Raw genomic sequence first — 17,540 nt, forward strand, 5'->3', positions numbered from 1 at the left:
TTTGTGGTTATTCTTCGTCGCTGTCATCCAGCCGCCAGTAGCCGACCGCTTTGACGAATTGCTCGTTCAGGCCCTGCTCATCGAGCAATACCCGGCGAATCTGCCGCGACAGCTTCGACTCAGTCGCCACCCACGCATACAGATTGCCATCAGGCACCTCGATCTGTTGCACGGTGGTCAGCAGGTTGTTCCTGCCTCTCTCGCGCAACACCCAGATCACATCGACCTGGGCCGCGCTTTCCAGGCGTTGTTGTTCGGCGCCGTTTTCCACTTCCACGATCACCAGTGCTCGCCGATTGGCAGCCAGGCCTTCGAGCCGGCGGGCGATGGCGGGCAGGGCGGTTTCATCGCCGATCAGCAGGTAGCTGTCGAAGATGTCCGGCACGATCATTGAACCCCGTGGCCCTGCGATGTGCAGAAATTGGCCCGGTTTGGCCTGTTCGGCCCAGGTCGAGGCAGGGCCATCGCCGTGCAGGACGAAGTCGATGTCCAGTTCCAGGGTATCCAGGTCGTAGCGGCGTGGCGTGTAGTCACGCATCTCGGGCATCGGTCCGTTGTCCTTGCCGGCACCGAGGACCAGGTTTTCCAGCGCCGCCTGTTCTGCCGCGTTTTGGGGGAACAGCAGTTTGACATGATCGTCCGTTCCCAGGCTGACGAAGCCCGCCAGCTCAGGACCACCCAGCGTAATCCTGCGCATACGCGGGGTCAGGTCGACCACTCGCAACACTTCCAGGCGACGGCGTTTGAGCTCGTGCATGACGCGGTGAATGGAGGGCGATTGCAGGATCATGTCGCTCATTCGGTTTTCTCCTGAACAGGTTGAACAGTGGGGCCGTCGACGATGGCCTTGGCGGTGTTGTTGAGCAGATCGCGCACTCGCAGGATTTCTTCCGGGCTCCAGCGGCCATGGTGCATTTGCAAGGCATGGCGCAGGTTGTGCACCGCCTCGTGAATTTCGGCGGGACGATCATGGCCGCGCAACGAACGCTTGCTGACTTCGATACGCATGCGCACACCGTCCAGGGCAATCGCTTGTTCACTTAGAGACAGACGTCCGGCGTCGGTGATGCTGTAGCGTTTTTTTCCGCCTTCGGCGTCGCCCAGGATCATTTCGCTTTCTTCAAGGAAGGTCAGGGTCGGGTAGATCACGCCGGGGCTGGGGCTGTAGGCGCCGTCGAACATGCTTTCGATCTGGCGGATAAGGTCGTAGCCATGGCACGGCTGCTCGGCGATCAGGGCCAGCAGCAACAGTTTCAGGTCGCCGGGGGCGAAGACCCGGGGCCCGCGTCCACCGCGTTCGCGGCCAGGGCGTCTTTCGAAGCCGTCGCGGCTGTCACCGTGTTCGCGGTGGGAGGAATGATGGTCTCTCATTTTTGCTTTCTCTCGTCGTGTTTAGATACAACTTAAGATATATCTTATGAAAAAGACAAGACCTCCTGACCAGTGGCCAACGTCAAGCGACGTCAGTGGGCGTCTGCTCAAGACCTCTCAATATCAAAAATAAGGGTGTTTGATGCAGGTACAAACGTTGAAATTAGTGTTAACTCTCTAATGTAGTGTTTTCGGCTATTGTTTTCGGGGTATGTGGTATCGGTCTTACGGAAGTTGCTCTTTCATTGTTGTGTTGTTATTGCGTATCACCTCCTGTTTGTAATCTGTTTCTTACAGTCATCCATCGGTTTTAGTGTTATTGCGGGTTTTTTCTTGCTATCGCCATGGTGCTTTGGCTACAGGTTCGCCGGAACTTGCCTGCTTACTTTCCAGAATAATTGGTCGATCATTCTTCGGCGTTGAAAGTTCAGATAAAGAGCGGCTGCTCGTGACTGTCGGCTCCCTGAAACTTTTAATGAATCGACTCTTTCAAAAAAACAGGTAATGACTATGTTCAAGAAAATCGCGTTTGCTGCTCCTCTGGCTGTTCTGGCTCTGAGCTCTTCCGTCGTGTTTGCCGCAGGTGAAGCCCGCCATTCCATCAGTCTGGTTGCGCATGTACCGACTAATGGCTTCTACGTGGTCCCGGTCGATCCGGACCTGGTCAACAAGGATCAGGACATGAGCTACAGGCCGTCCACCGGCACCATGGGCGAGGTCAACGGCTTCTTCGACATGCGTAACAACAACGGTTCGGTGCACGCCAGCCTTGAAAGCGTGCCGAAGCTGATTGCGGGGGCGACATCGATCGACTTGCAAGTGGCGCTCAACGGTGTGGTCCTTTCCACTACACCGCAAATGGTGGTTGGCGAGACCGAGTCGAATGTCAATTACCGTGCGCCACTCAATATCAAGGCTGTTGGCACCACTTTCGCTCCGGGCGATTACACCGGTGCGGTGACCATGATGTTTGACGCTGTTCCTCCCGTTGCTCTTTGAATTTGATCAAGCGTCATAAGCGCTTACTTGCTTAAGTAACGTGACCGGCCGGCAATCCATTAACTTGTCGGTCGGGATTCAACTTTTTTTGTAATCAGAGTATTCGTTCATGTTCCCGATGACGCCCATCGCGGCGGCGCTTGCGCTGTTGTTATGTAGCAGTGCATTTGCGGCGCCCCTATCCGTTGATAATACGCCTCGAAGTTTACTGGCCCAGGCCAAAGGTTTGCCGGCGGATTTCGAGGAACATTTTTTCGATGTTCCGTTGGCGGTTCGGGTCGAGCTGGATCAACAACCGTTGGGTGAAGCGATGATTGTGTTGTCTCGTGACGACCGGGTCACGTTGCTCGACTTCACCGACACCCGCGACAGCCGCTTCAGCGCCAGCGAGCGTGACACCTGGGCCGACATCCTCAAACCCGGTGTGGCACTGGGCGCCTGCACTGGCCAATGCCCGGAGCAAATGCTGGCCGTTCATTACAACCTCGAAAGTTCTCTGCTTTCGATCGTCACCGAAAACGCCGAACGCGACAGCGAAGCCAGGCGTTTTTATGACCAGCCACAAGGCGGCAGCAGTGGCTTGATGGTGCGCAACCAGCTCAACCTCAACGGCGGCCAGGACCAGAACCTGGGCGGTCGTTTTGGCCTCGAAGCCAGTGGCAGCCTGGGCAACTGGAGCCAGACTTTCAATATGCAATTGGCGCGCCTGGGCGGGCCGGACGACAAGACTTATCACGCCGTTCATGAGCTTTACACCCAGCGCGAACTGCAAGGCAGTTTTTTCCGCCTGGGCTACTTCACCCCCAATTCCGAAGGGCTGACTCGCCAGCCCCGTTCATTTGGCACCAGCCCTGACACCGCCGTGGGCGTGATGTATGGCAGTTCCGACAGCCTGGCGATCGACAGTCCGAAACCCAGCGTCTACCCGATCTACGTCACCGCCAATCGCCAGGCCTCGGTAGAGATTTTTCGCGATGGCCTGCTGATCAACACCCAGTCGGTGCCGGCCGGTTTGCAGACCCTCGATACCCGGCCGCTACCCGGTGGTATTTACGAAGTGGAAGTACGCCTGATCGAAGATGGCCAGACCACCTCGAGCACCCAGGAGCTGGTGTACAAGCCCAACAACTGGCGCAACCTCGATGAGCGCTGGCGCTACAACCTGTTTGCCGGCCAGGAAAGCAAATTGCTCAGCAACTGGGATCAGCAGGCCAGTGGCGACGCCACCGCGGGTGCCTCGATCAACTACCTGCTGCACCCTCGGGTGATCCTCGGACTGTCGGCACGCCAGGTGCGCGAAAAGCTGCAATACGGCAGCTCCATCGATTGGAGCCTGGGCAACAGCACCAGCCTTTACGCCAACCTGTACCAGACCGAAGACCATGGCACCGGCGCCGATTTGCAAGGCCTCTACAACTATGGTTCCGGCAGCCTGGTGATCAGCCACAACCGCAGCTGGCTCGACACGCGCAACACCTACGACACGTTGCCCGACGGCACCCGCGTACGCCAACGCAACGTGTTCACCGGCCAGACCAGCAACTCGTCGCTGGCGCTCAATCATCGAGTCAGCCGTCAGAGTTCGATCAACGCCCGGGTTTCGCACAGCGATGGCAACACCGAAGGCGTGGGCGTGGACCTGGGCTGGACGCAACGTACCGTAGTGTTGGGCAGCGATGCCAATTGGCGGTTGTCGCTGTTTGACCGTCCGGGCAGCTTCAGCAGCGGTGATGCACGCAATCGCGGAGTCGATCTGAGCATCAACATGGCGTTGGGCGGGCCAGGTCAGCAAGTGTCCGGCAGCATTGGCTCGCGTACGGCCCGTGACGGCAGCCGCGACAACAACGCTTCGCTCGGTTACCGCAAAGACCTGCAAGACCATGTGCTGCAGAGCGTTTCGGTGACTGCGCTTACCGATACCTACGGCGTTGGCCTGTCGAGCCTGGCGAACTTTCACACCGACGCGATCAATGGCGATGGTTTTGTCCAGCGGTCGTCCTACAACGGCAATTTTACCGGTGGCCTGAACCTCGACAGCACCCTGGTCGTCGGCGGCGAGCACATGGCCCTGACCAGCCAGCATCAGGGACGCGGCGCCGGAATGATTGTCGACGTCGAGTCCGATATCGACGGTATCGCCCTGCGCGCCGACGACCTCAGTGGCGGCAGTGCGGCGTTGCGTCCGGGGCGCAACTTCATTGCGCTCACGGCCTACAAGAACAGTTCGGTGAGCTTCGATTTTTTAGGCAATCACGCCCCGGCGGCCAGCATCGAACCGGCCCGCACTCGCTATCACCTGAACAAGGGTGGCGTGGAGTATCGAAAGGTGCGGGTGATGAAAACCCTGACCGTGCTCGGGCGCCTGCTCGACCCGCAAGGCCAGCCACTCAAAGGTCATCACGTAATCAATCACGCCAGTCGCGGTGTGAGTGAGGTCGATGGCTTTTTCTCGATGGAAATGAACGCCGGCTCGCCGACGCTGGAAGTTCGCTACGCCGATCAGTTGTTGTGCCAGTTCCGCCTGGATGTGGACAAGCACCGCAGTGAAAACAACGTGCTGATGATCGGCGATCTGCGCTGTTCGCCGGACACGCTGGCGGTCGTTCGAACGATTAACGATGGGGCGGGTTGATCGATGAATTATTTTTTCTTGCACAAAGGGATAAGGCTGAGCGCTTGCAATGCAATTGGGCTGTTCTTGTCGGGCTGCATCGCGTGGCTGCTGATTCTATCGACCTCAGTGCCAGCACGCGCGGCATCAATCGAGGTAACAGCCTTGTTCAAGCCTGACCCTGCCAACCCGATGCGCAATGAATTTACAAATACAACACCGTATTCCGGGCACTGCGCCGCTTACCCTGTTTTTTGTGACCAGTTGTCCATTTTCAGTATTTTGGTTCCGATCGAATTCAATTCAATCGCTCCGATAGAAGCCGGACACAGTGATAGGCGCAAGGGGGCAATGTTCAACCCTCCGACCGATTGGCGGCCCCTGCAAGTTGTTCATGAGACGAGTGGTGCACGGTCGACGCTTGAAGTGCGGATTGCATCAATTGGCGCTCGATATCACTTGCCTGACACCGTCCAGAACATCATTGGCGAAGGGGCGCCGGCTAATAATTCATTGGCGCACGAAATGCTGTGGAGTGGCTATAACTGGACCTTTCCACCAAGTCCCTGCGCTTATACCGGCGGCATGTATGTCGAACCTACCTGGCGATCATTCTTTTGGCTGACCAGGCCAGGCAGCGTCTGCGCGCCTAAAGCCGCTTATCGAATTGAAAGTCTGCGCTATAACGCCTTGCAAATCGGTTACGAACTTCGAACGCCTGATCCGCTGAAAATGGAAACCGGACGGTATGTCGGCACTTACACCTATGGTGTCGGCCCTGGGCGCGATTTCGACATGGGCGACATCATGTTGCCCAGCGATGACAGTTTGTCGATTAATTTCATTTTGGACGTTCAGCACACCCTCAAGGTCGACATTCCTCCCGGCGGCGAAAAAGTCCGGCTGACCCCGGCGGGCGGTTGGCAGAGTTGGTTACACGCAGGACGCAACCCCGTGAGCCTGTTCCGCGACCAGACCTTCCATATCTCGGCGTCGTCGCGCTTCAAGATGTATGTCGAGTGTGAGTCCTGGGCAACCCTCGAATGCGTTATCGAGGACGCAATAGGCAGGCGGCCTGTCGAGTTGCAGATCAGTGTCAGTCTGCCCAACGGCTTGACGGACCAGGCGGGGCAACCGGTCAAGCGTCGGCGATTACGGGCAGGACCGACTGGCGCGCAAATATTTCAACCCGGCTTCTATGTGGACCGTGCGCCAGGCGTTCTGCACTTTGAAGTGCCCAAGGAGGAAGTGGAATGGATGTTGAGCGAAAAGGTGCAAAGCCCTTATTCGGGCAGCGTCACGGTGATCTGGGATTCCGAAGTCTGATGGGTGCTGCAGCGTTTGTGAGGAAGAGAGTTGTGTTCAACGCAAAGAGGTTCAAAGGTATGAGACGTCTGTTGCTGTTGATGGGATTGAGCGGATTGTCCCTGAGCCTTCAGGCCGGACCGCAAATCAACGTCGGCACGGTTTACGACTATCTGGATGGCGACAAGAGCACGTACCTCAAGCGTGTGTTCAACAGCGGCGACAGCACCGCGTTCGTCAAGGTCAACATCCTTGAAATCGTTTATGACGCCGATGGCAGCTCACGTGAAGTGCCGGTCAAGACCCAGGCGGATGCGAGCAGCCGTGATGGTTTGATGGCCAGCCCCGCACGCTTGATCGTACCGGCCAATGGCATGCAAGGCGTGCGTCTGCTGCACATGGGCAATCGCGACACCGAGCGCTATTTCCGCGTGCGGTTCGTGCCGGTGGTGCCGGAAAAGGAAGACGAGTTTGCCGTGTCCACGGAGGACCGCGACGAGTACAAAAAGAACCTTTCTGCCGGCGTCAACGTCATGACCGGGTTCGGCACAGTGTTCTTCGTTCGCCCGAGCCAGGCACGTTTCAATAGTGTGATCGATGACAGCCCCGAGCGTTATCGCTTGCGCAACAACGGCAACACCGTGGTGGTGATCGACGAGTTTCGTAACTGCTCGAAAAAAGTCGAAACCGATTGCGAGCCGACCACCAAGCACCATGTTCTGGCGGGCAAGAGTTTCGAGTTCGAGAAGAAACCGGGCCGCGAGTACCGCTTCAATCTGGTCGAGGGTAGCGAGAAAAAAACGCTGCGCATCGCCAGCAAGCAATGATCAACAGGGATCTGACATGAGCAAGCAATCGGTCTTCACATGGAGCATCGGTGTTCTGATGTTGATCAGCGCGTCGGTCTTCGCGGCGCGGGAGGAGCACACCTTCGAAGTGTCCGTGGATATTCCGACGTTGGGGTTCTACGTGATACCTGCTGAATCGAACTGGATACACCTTGAGCAGCAACTGCAATGGAATCCCGGCACATCGACGTTAGGCGGATTGCGCAAAAACTTCGACGTCAAACACGACACCAGTGCCATTGAGGCCCGTCTGGAAAGTGAGCCGTATCTTTCCAATGGGCATGAGGACCAGAACATCTATTTGCGTGTCAGCTTCAATGGCCAGGAACTGAGCCATGACCCACAACCCCGAGAGGTGGTGACGGGGTTTCAGGCGCGGGCAGGCGGGCGTTTTGCGCTGGAGATCCAGCCAAAAATTCCGGCAGGTGGGTACAAACCGGGTCATTACTACGGCACTGTCCACCTGGTTTTCAGTGCTGCAGCCCCCTGACCCTATCTCATCTGAACAACTTTCATAGAGCAAACCATGAACCTCAAGACTTCACTTCGGGGATGGCTGCGCCATGGCCGGTTGTTGGCGCTGCTGGCCATCGCACCCTCGGCAGAGGCGGCAACCCAGGAGATCCGGGCGCTTTTCACGCCGGATCCTGCTAACCCGCTACGTAATGAATTCGTGAACAAGACCCCGGAAAGTGGTTATTGCGAGTACTACCCGGATATCTGTCGCGCCAGCAACACCTTCAGTCTGCGTTTGATGACGCGGCTCGAGTCGAACAAGGCCATGCAAGCGGGCGCCGATCCGCGTAACAGTGCCATGTTCAAGGTACCGGGGAACTGGCGCAGGTTGACAGTCACGAACGCAGAGACAGGACGTATGGAAACGGTCGAAGTGCGTATTGCCGGCATTGGCTCCAATTATGTGTTGAGTGATACGGCGGCCAGCCTGACTGGCGCCTCGAACGCACAGGAGGGGCACAACAGGCTATGGAAAGGTTATGGCTGGGTAAATTCTGCGCCGCCTTGCGAAACCACGGGCGTTGGTTTTTACGGGGCGAGCACTTACGCCTTTTTCTGGAAAACCCCGAATGAAACCCCTTGCGTCAAGACCGCCAACTTTACAATTCCTGGCATGACCTACGGTTACCTGGACTTTGCCTACGAACTGCGTACCCCTAATCCGCTAGGCATGTTCTCAGGGCTCTATACCGGTAGTTTGAGTTATCGCCTTGGGCCGGGAGGCGATTTCGATTTCGGTGATGTCATGATTCCGAACGATCCGGACCTGACCCTGGATTTCGTGCTGGATGTGCAGCACATCCTGAAAGTCGATATTCCGCCCGGGGGTGAAAAAGTTCAGTTGGTTCCGGCCGGCGGCTGGCAAAGTTGGCTACAGGCCGGGCGCCGTCCGGTGAGTTTATTCCGTGATCAGACGTTCAACATCTCGGCTTCTTCGCGCTTCAAGATGCAACTGGAATGTGAAACGCCGGGGATAGTCACCGACTGCCAGATCATCAATCCGCACACAGGAGGTGGCGTCGAATTGCAGGTCAGTGTCAGTCTGCCCAATGGCTTGAACGACCTTGCCGGCCAACCCGTCAAGCGGCGGCGACTGCGAACCGGGCAAGCCAACGCGCTCCACTTGCAACCCGCTTTTTATGTGGACAATACACCCGGGGTTCTGCATTTCGAAGTTCCAAAGTACGTGATGGAATTCATGTTGCTGCCAGGCATGGGCGGCCGTTATTCGGGCAGGGTCACGGTGATCTGGGACTCGGAAGTCTGAAGACGCGTGGGTGTTGGCAACTCGCCTGACCGTGCGGCCGGGCAGGCGAGTCAAGGTTTTACGAGGCGGCTCGGCTCAACGCTGCGCGAGTCAGGCTTCTGGCCAGTTCTTTTTCGTCATTCCCCAGATCGACCAGCAAGCGGTTGATGATTTCATCACCCAGCGGCTCATCGATGAATACTTCTGTTTCACGGATCGAGAATCCGTCCATCAATGTTGTCAGCCGGTTTTTCAGATCGCGACGCTGCAATTCAGTGAGGGTTTTGTCGGCCCATTGCCGTTGCGCGGTTTGCAAATCATCGAGCTGCGCGCTCTTGTTCTGGAATCGCCGCTTATTGGTTTCCATCCTTACGGGATAGCGTTCAAGCAAGTAGTTTTCCCAAAACGCCTGCTCCAGCATCCGGTCCACCAGACCGTCGCCTTCGGCCAGCGCCAGAACCGTGTCATAGGCTTGATCGATCATCGCGTCGCTGACACCTGACACTTCCCGGAACAGCATGTGCTCCGATTGCCATGGCAGATTCAAGCGCCGGGCCAGGCCGGTCTGGTAAGCCAGGTAGACTTCGACTTCGTCCGGGGTGCCGGGACGGCTGGCCATGTCGGCCCGGGCAATGTCATTGACCATTTCCAGGTGGGCGGCACCTTTGGCCAGGGTGACCAGTTTTTGCTCCAGTTGCTCGGCGCCAATGGAAAAGGAATAGGCCTCGGAGGCCAGTACCTCTATGCCCATGTTGTTGAACAACTGCGCGCCGGCGTCGGCGCAGCGGACCGGGTCGATGGCCATGATGAACAGTTTTTCCCGCAGGCGAGTGTCGATATGAACGGCATCCATCACCCGCCATACCCGCTGCAACAGGTTCGTCCGGGCTTCACCGCCGGCCAGAAAGTCGGCAGAGTACTGAGCATCGAGCAACGTGGCCACGAAGCGTTCGGCATGGGGTTCATCCATCAGTTCCGACAATAGAATGTTGCGATCAACTCCCCAACCCGGCACAGCGCGCCAGTGCGCCTCGTAATTGTTGGAAATGATCAGCGGTGGATTCGCCCTGGCTGAAGGGGCGACAGATTCGGGCGGCAACCCCACGGAACGACGCAGCGTTTGATAGTGCAACAAGTCGGGTTCTGTCAGGCGTTCGATACTCAGCCGCGTGCGGGCCACGATTGCCGCTTGTGACGAGCCGGGAACAACGTCAGGCATCTGGATGATGGGGTTATCGCGCAAATCCAGGAAAAACCCGCGAGGACGGGCTTTGGCAAGCACTCCCTCCGGCCAGGTGGCAAGCCCGGTGTTGCGCAGCGTCACCACCTTCAATCGCGGCATGCGACCAATATGCGGCGGCAAGGCCAACGGGTTGTTTTCGAGTCTGAGGATTTCCAGGTACGTCAGGTTTTTCAGCTGCTGCACCGCCGGCGCATCCAGCACAATCTGGTTGTCGCTCAGCCTCAAGCGTTCAAGTCTGTGCATGGAACCGATACTTTTGGGCAGACGTGTCAGCTCACAGGCTTTGGCACTGAGTTCGCGCAGGTTCGGGAAGTCCTTCAACAGGCCATTCGACTCGCTGGAAAATCGGGTGTTATCGAGTTTCAGCACAGTAATCTTGTCGAGAAACTTCTTCAGCTCGGGGCGTTTCGACCACCAGGTCTGCAAATCCAGTGACAGCAATTCCCGAGACAGGTCGAGCGAATACCTGTCCGGATCGGTACGCGTACCCAATTCGGTATTCTTGCGTTCGAAGCATTCGATCAGGCGTTCGGCGATATGCCGCCCCCCTTTTTCGCGAAAGCCCTGGCTACCAGGGCCCCAGGTCTGCGGTTGCTGGTATTCCCAACGGTTAAGGATTACGCGCAGTTCATCGAAATCGTTTTCCTGTTGTTCAATAGCCTGCAGTGGTTCGCCTTTTGCGATCAAGGCATTGGCAAAGGCCTCGACCTCGTTGGCGCTGAAGTCGGGGTGCAGATCCTGAATGCGCTCCTGCAGGGTTTCGCCGCCCCGGCTGAGGGCTCCTCCGCGCACCAGGAACATCGTTTCATGCTCGACAACGGCGCGAATCGGCGGCGTGGCAAGAACGCTTCGACGCTCAGCGGGGGCAGCGCTCTTGGCAATCATCCATTGCCTGAAGAACTCGACATCACCCGGTTTATAGCCCAAGGCATTTCGCCCATTGTTTTGCGTGGCCAGGAGGATGGCTTCCAACAGGCCAACGGCTTCATCACGCCGCGGATTCGACGCATCACCCAGCTGGTAATTTCCCGAGTCGTCGCGAATCAGTACCCGCACGTGCGTCGCGTCTTCGGCGCCAGCGCTGCAACGAAGCGCTCCATCGAGCGTCCCCTGACGGATTTCGATGCGCAAGTCAGCGAATGTGTCGGAGTGAATACGCAGGGCTCCCAGCACCAGGCGTTCGGTATCGATGTTGCTCCGGGTATCGCCGTACAGGCCTTGGGCGGCCCGGACCGATTGCGTCTCGAACTGCAGCTCCCGTGCCTGGGTTTTCAGGCGCAGCGGCAGACGATGGTGCTGTGCGATCTGCTGATGTTCAACGGCGGTGGCGCCGGCCAGGATTTTTTCCGAAACGCTGGCGGGGAGTTCGGGGAAATCTTTGAGCAGCCCGGCGATATCGGAAGGCGGCGCCGCAATGACATTCTGGGCAGACGGTGCGAGGCGTTGCAAGGTGTCGGTCAGGAGCGGCGGAGGGGGGGCATTTTTTACATGCATTCTGCGCAATACAGCTTCATCCGTGCCACTGATCTGACGCAGCTGTTCCAGTTGTGAATCACTGAAGTCGTCGGCGGCATGACCGAGACGCCGCATCAGCGTCGAACCTTCCCACTGGCGCGGATGTTCGGTTTCGCTGACCCAGGCTCCGTGGCCGTTGTGCCGCAACGTCGGTGCGTAGGCGTCGACGCGTTGCGGATGCAGGATGCGATGGTGTCCGGTGGCGGGGTCTTGTTCCACTTCGAACAATTGACTGTCCAACTGCACCAACTGTTTGCCTTCATGCCGGTAAATGCCCAATTGATCAGGCTTGGCGCCATTGAACAAGGCAAGGTCCGGCTGTTGATAAGCCGACAGATCGGGGTTCCACAGCTTGGTCTGGCCATCGCCCATCTGTACCGGCTTGAGGCTCTCGACAAATGGCGAGAGGCGCAAACCGGCGCTGCTGCCGATTTTTACGCCAGCGGCGAATGCGCCCAGTTGAACCACGCTTTCCAGCACGCCAATGGCTTGCTCCCCGGCTTCGGCCAAGCGGCCCTGAGCCAGGTCGAGAACGCCTTCGAACACACTTTCGGTCAATTGAAACGCCGTGTAGGCCAGCATCAGTTCGCCCAGATAGGGCACGAACGGCGTGACCACCAGCAACGCGACATTGAGAATGTCCGAGAGCATTTTTTCCAGGTTGTCCCACCACGCCCAACGGGCCATGCGATCGGCGTAGGCGGTGGAAATCGCGATTTCCCGGGCATCGTTGAAAATCTTGTTGAGTTTGCGCTGGTAGACATACGCCCAGAGATCACCGGTATAGCGGGTCTCACGATCGTCTTCGATTCTGGTAAGGCTGAATTGCAGGTTCGGATTATCCACCGGTGTTTCCCGCCAACTGGGCAGGCTGCCGCCGGGAGGTGCCTGCTGCCATTTCACCTTGCTTAGCCGGTCATTGAGCCGGGCGAAGAAATGGCCGCGCTGATGTTGCGCAACAAACTGACTGAAGAACGCCTGGTAGTTATCGGCGGCGGCGGTTTCTGTCGTCGAGCCATCGCGCAGTTGGCGGGTCAGTTCGGTCATGAATGCCAGCCCCGAGGAATATTCCTTGAGCGGGTGTTCGGGATCGTGGGGGACATAGGCAATCAACGGTGTGGCAGTGGTCGCCGTCAGCACATCGGGGGCGATCACCACAATACCGGTCAGCGCGGCGTCCATCATGCTCAGGCTGTAGTAATGAACGGGCTTGCCATGCCATTGAAGATGCTTGCGCGCATCAAGCATGCCCTGAATCACGCGGTGGGCTTGTGCTCCGATATCTTTTTTCATCACCGCCATGCTGGCGGCGGCAGCCAGGTTTTTTTTCTGGCTGTCGATGACTTTATGGCGCAACACGTTTCTGGCAAAGGCATCGGCCGGCTGTAAAAACGATTTTAAATGCCGTTCATATTGAGCGCCGATGTCCAGTTCACGACAGAGCGCCTGGAACTGTTCGACCGTCACCTGTGGCTGAAAATGTTGGGTAGTGAAATGGCCCCGGGCGTCGGGCCGGGTGATGAAGTCCGAATCTGCATGGAATGTTTCGCCGCTGGCAAAGTTGTGCAGCGCCGCATCGAGCAAAGACACGGTTCGGCTTCGTGTGGCGGATGCGAAGTCACGCACCCACCAGGCCCCCTTTATGGGTGCATACAGATGCAGCCAGATGTCCTTGACCTCATCTTCTATACCGAACCGGTCCTTCAAGGCTTTTTGCAGCAAGGGCTCGGCGAAGGCGTACGCATCCTGCAGGCCGCTGAGCATCCGATCCACGTTGTTCTGGGCGAGCCAATGTTGTCTGACGGCGTTCTGAAGCTGTTGGTGAGCGGCCGCCGGGGCGTTCCGGTGCCACTCGGGCAGCGTCAGTCGGACATTTTTCAGGGCATTGACGCGATGTGCCGAGGCGTTTGCCAGCCACGGCGGGATGGCGTTTTTGATGACTTGGTGATGAACACTTTTGCTGGGTTGGGAGGGTGGCGCAGTAGGCATGTCTGGATCGTCCATTGATCATTGCTGGGACGATCAGCCTAGGTAACGGGGCTGCCAAAAAAAAGTTCAAATACCGGGAGGAAATGGCGGTCGCCAATGCACTTCGCACTCAAAATTGAAGAGTGAAAAATAGATGGATACCGCCACGCCGGGTCACTGGGTTGATCCGGCTTAGCGCACAGCCGTTGTCACCGTTCCCTGGCACAACGTCTGGGTGCCCGGTTGCAGATAGGGCGACAGAATCGGCGCCATGCCCTTGAGCACCTGCGCGGGCAACGCCGAGGTGAATTTGAAATTCTCCGCCGTGCGACCGGGAACATAGGCGGTGAGGGTGCCGAAATGCTTGTCGCCGATATAGAACACGAACGTTGCCGTGCGGTTGATCGATTTGGAGCTGAGAATCCGCCCGCCGGAGCCGATGGCCTCAATGCGGTTATCGCCGGTGCCGGTCTTGCCCCCCATGGCCAACGGGGTGCCATCGGCCAGTTTGAAGCTGCCGGCCAGGCGCTTGGCCGTGCCGGCGTCCACCACCTGCGAGAGGGCTTCGCGCATCGCGGCGGCCACTTCCGAAGGCATCACTCGTTTGCCAACCATCGGATTGTTGACCAGGCGGGTTTCATAGGGCGTATCTGCCGCGAAGTGCAGGCTGTCGATACGCAATGTCGGCATCCGCACACCATCGTTGAGAATGGTGCCGATCAATTCAGCCAGCGCAGCGGGGCGATCGCCCGAACTGCCGATCGCAGTGGCCAGCGATGGCACCAGATGGTCGAACGGATAGCCGACTTTCTGCCAGCGCTGGTGGATGTCGAGGAACGCTTCGATCTCCAGCATGGTGCGGATGCGGCTGTCGCGGGCGCCCTTGTGACGGCTTTTGAATAGCCAGCTGTAAACCTCCTGGCGTTCGAACTGGCTGGCTTTGACAATTTGGCTGAACTTGGCGTCGGGGTTGTTCAACAAGTAGCCGATCAGCCACAGATCCAGCGGGTGAACCTTGGCGATGAAGCCTTGATCCGGCAGGTCGTAACTGCCAGGGCCGTAACTCAGGTAGAGGCGTTCGAGGCGTTCATCGGTCAGTTTTTCTGTGAGCTTGGCGCCTTTGAGGTGTGAGCGTACGAAGGTATTGAAGTCTTCCTGGTCGGCCTGGGGGAATAGATAACGATGCACGGCGGCCATGCGAATCGGCGTCGGGCGCATGCCATGGAGAAAGGTCTCGAGCCGCGCCTGGGTGTCTTTGTTGCGATATTTCTTCCAGAACTTCAACAGAAATGAAGTGCCTTCTCTGTCGGCGAATGAGGCCAGGTATTCCTGACGCCGTGGGTCACGGTCGTCCTTGAGCAATTCGGCGCTGCTGTTGGGGCCCGCGTAGGTGCTGTAGCGCACCAGGTCACGCATCAGCCGAATGAACGGCAGGTTGATCGACTCGCGCAGCGCATCGCGCAGGGTCGGCAGGCGGCCGTTGTCTTCTTTGCGAAAGTTAACGAACGTGTGCAGTCCACCGCCGGTGAAAAAGGCCTCGCCAGGGCTGGCGGAGTATTTGCGATCCAGCGCGGCGCCGAGCATTTTCGGCAGGCTGCGGTCGGTGTTCTGAATCATGTAATCGACGGCCCAGCGGGACAGACGATCCGGGTCGGCGACTTCGGTTTTTTTCAGTTCGGCGACGCTCATGCTGGCGTAGCGATCGTGCAGTTCGGCCATGATCTGCAGGTAGGTGGTGAGCACGCGCATTTTTGCGGTGGAGCCCAGTTCCAGTTTGCTGCCTTCATTGATGTCGAATGGCTGGTCGGTGCTGTCGGTTTGCACCCGCACGCGCGAACCGTCCGGCGTCAGTTCGAACAGGGTGAAGCTGTAGCGCACCTGCGCGGTGTTGGTGGGGGTGAGCAGGCGTTCGCCGATCAGGCCGATTTCCGCTGCATAAGCGGGATCGGCCAGATGCTTGAGGTACGCGGTGGCCTCGGTTTGCAGTTCGCCTTGCAAGGTGCTGGTGGCGGACAGGTCGAGGCGGTCGAGATCATACAGTGGACGATTGAGCAAACCGGCCAGGCGGCTGCGCGCCACACTGATGCCTTTGTTGGTCTCGATGGGCTGGATAGTGGGCTGGGTGGCCCAGTCGCGATAAATCACTTTACTGGCCAATGCCGCCGTGGCGAGTGGCGCATCGATCACGCCGTTTTGCGACAGCAGGCGAATATGGCTGTCGGTGAGGCTGGCCAATTCATCACGGCCCTTGGTCAAGTAATGGGAAGGGCGGCGCTGGGCAATCATCAGTGACAGCATTTCGCGCAGGGCCAGGCCTTTTTCCGACAGGCTTTGCGGGTCGGTGTCGGTGCTGGCCAGCCGTTCGTTGGCCTTGTTGAAGTCGGCGCCGTACCAGACGCGCAGGCCTTCGGCCATGCCATGCACTTCACCATGGCCCGGTACCGCCGACAGCGGAACACTGTTGAGGTAGTCGCGAATCACGTTTTGTCGCGCCTGCAGGGTCTCCGGCCCCGCCTGATAGGCGCGCACGCTGGCGGAAATCATCTGGCGGATCTTTTCCGCGCCCGACACCGTCAAGCCATCGGGCGAATGCCGATATTTCTCAAGTTGCGTGGCCAGCGTACTGCCGCCTGCCGACTGACCGGGCAGGCCCAACAGCTTGGCCACCTGGGACCACGCCGCCTTGCCGAACCGCGGCCAGTCCACGGCGGGGTTGGCTTGAGGCTGACGGGGATCGAGCAAAAAACGGTTTTCAATAAACAGCAGGCTGCTGACCACGACCGGCGGGATCGCGGCAAAGCTTGAATAGAGTTGCTGGGGGTACTTGAACTGGTACAGCGGGGCCGCGCGGCAATCGGTGATCGACAGCCCAGCCTGGATTTTTTCGGCATAGGGCACAAAAAAACCCTTGTCGGTGTAGTCCATCAGCGCGGGGGAAAAGCGGGTTTGTGCTGCTATGACGTAATCGCGCTTGAGCAGGCGCGGTAGAAACTCGTCCATGGCGCTGTAACCCAAGCGCTGATCGAACGGGCCTGCGCCAGGGTAACGAATCGCATCGCTGGGCCCGGGTTTCAGCTCGTACTTCAGCGAGGCGGCGTATTGGCTGATTTCCCGGGCCTGAAACTTGGAAGTGCGCATTTCCTTGGCCGCGGCGAGGCCCAGGACAATCAGGATAATCAGCAACAGCAACCAGAAAGCCCCCCAGCCGTGCCGGGAGCGACGGGGTTTCTCAGGTAAAGGCGCTTCATCCACTCGTTCAGTCGGAACCACGGTTTTACTCGAATCGGTTTGCCACAAAGCGCCCATAGTCGACTGATCCATTCACGCAGATTGATCGGACTTGCTTGAAGCTTAGACGGTGGTTGGCGTTGGTGAGGAAATAGTGAACAACCAAATATCGAGTACACACCATTTCTTGTGGCAAGGGGGCTGTTGTGGCGAGGGGGCAAGTCCCCTCGCCACAGCAGCTCTCTTGCCACACAGCAGCTCTCTTGCTGCACAACAGCTCTCTTGCTGCACAACAGCTCTCTTGCCACACAGCAGCTCTCTTGCCACACAACAGCGCCCTTGCCACAGCAGCACCATGTCCCCGCTCCAGACTCAGCTCCTTCACCGCAAGGGGTGATTGTCTGAAACAGCTGGGCCAGACGCATCAAGGCGGTAAATGCTGCCGAAGTAGAGGCATGACGATGCACCATTGCCGTGCAATACTCGGCGCCGTTTCAGTGGCGAATAATCCTGCATAAGGTAGGTAATGCCCCTCCGTAAACCGCGCTTTCGCCGCGAGTTATGGCTGAATGTTGTGGTTTATAGAGTGAAAAATCCTGCTGGAAGCTTTTTATACTGCGCGTCCCGCTGATCTTGCAGGTTTGTCCTGCAAGACGTGTCTGCCCACGAGGCAGGCCCGGTATCAACAGG

The 17,540-nt window shown here is 58.0% G+C and carries 10 protein-coding genes; 6 read left to right on the forward strand and 4 right to left on the reverse strand.

The features are described from left to right. Positions 1-7 precede the first annotated feature (7 nt). Both FHW68_RS23035 and FHW68_RS23040 read right to left on the reverse strand, forming a co-directional pair. Complete coding sequence (locus tag FHW68_RS23035; protein ID WP_095631357.1) at positions 8-799, reverse strand: siderophore-interacting protein; 792 nt, start codon at positions 797-799, stop codon at positions 8-10. Next, positions 796-1,371 carry a PadR family transcriptional regulator gene (locus tag FHW68_RS23040; protein ID WP_183683254.1) on the reverse strand — a complete coding sequence of 192 codons (576 nt, stop codon included), beginning with the start codon at positions 1,369-1,371 and terminating at the stop codon, positions 796-798. Before FHW68_RS23040 ends, FHW68_RS23035 begins: the two co-directional genes overlap by 4 nt. 510 nt (positions 1,372-1,881) lie before the next feature. Here FHW68_RS23040 and FHW68_RS23045 point away from each other — a divergent pair. The 6 genes from FHW68_RS23045 to FHW68_RS23070 all read left to right on the forward strand — a co-directional run bounded on the left by FHW68_RS23045 (position 1,882) and on the right by FHW68_RS23070 (position 8,917). Beyond that, positions 1,882-2,370 (forward strand): CS1 type fimbrial major subunit, encoded by a 489-nt coding sequence (locus FHW68_RS23045; protein ID WP_095631359.1) that lies wholly within the window; start codon positions 1,882-1,884, stop codon positions 2,368-2,370. Between the two features lie 109 nt (positions 2,371-2,479). After that, a complete protein-coding gene (locus FHW68_RS23050) occupies positions 2,480-5,002 on the forward strand; it encodes a CS1-pili formation C-terminal domain-containing protein (protein WP_183683256.1) in 2,523 nt (840 codons plus the stop codon). 3 nt (positions 5,003-5,005) lie between these two features. Continuing rightward, on the forward strand, positions 5,006-6,307 hold the full coding sequence (locus tag FHW68_RS23055) for a hypothetical protein (RefSeq protein WP_260296786.1): 1,302 nt from the start codon (positions 5,006-5,008) through the stop codon (positions 6,305-6,307). A gap of 59 nt (positions 6,308-6,366) precedes the next feature. Continuing rightward, entirely contained in the window at positions 6,367-7,113 is a 747-nt protein-coding gene (locus tag FHW68_RS23060) for a pilus assembly protein (RefSeq protein WP_095631361.1), read from the forward strand. A gap of 16 nt (positions 7,114-7,129) precedes the next feature. Further along, the gene (locus tag FHW68_RS23065) at positions 7,130-7,624 is read left to right on the forward strand and encodes a CS1 type fimbrial major subunit (RefSeq protein ID WP_095631362.1); all 495 of its coding nucleotides are present in this window, start codon (positions 7,130-7,132) and stop codon (positions 7,622-7,624) included. A gap of 36 nt (positions 7,625-7,660) precedes the next feature. Further along, positions 7,661-8,917, forward strand: coding sequence for a hypothetical protein (locus tag FHW68_RS23070; RefSeq protein ID WP_095631363.1), 1,257 nt, complete (start codon positions 7,661-7,663; stop codon positions 8,915-8,917). 58 nt (positions 8,918-8,975) lie between these two features. Here FHW68_RS23070 and FHW68_RS23075 read toward each other — a convergent pair whose 3' ends face one another. Both FHW68_RS23075 and FHW68_RS23080 read right to left on the reverse strand, forming a co-directional pair. Next, positions 8,976-13,643, reverse strand: coding sequence for a dermonecrotic toxin domain-containing protein (locus tag FHW68_RS23075; RefSeq protein WP_260296789.1), 4,668 nt, complete (start codon positions 13,641-13,643; stop codon positions 8,976-8,978). A 171-nt stretch (positions 13,644-13,814) separates the two neighbouring features. Next, positions 13,815-16,928, reverse strand: coding sequence for a transglycosylase domain-containing protein (locus FHW68_RS23080; RefSeq protein WP_183683260.1), 3,114 nt, complete (start codon positions 16,926-16,928; stop codon positions 13,815-13,817). Positions 16,929-17,540: the final 612 nt, after the last annotated feature.

Origin of the sequence: Pseudomonas sp. Tn43, assembly GCF_014192635.1 — a bacterium.
Lineage (GTDB): Bacteria > Pseudomonadota > Gammaproteobacteria > Pseudomonadales > Pseudomonadaceae > Aquipseudomonas.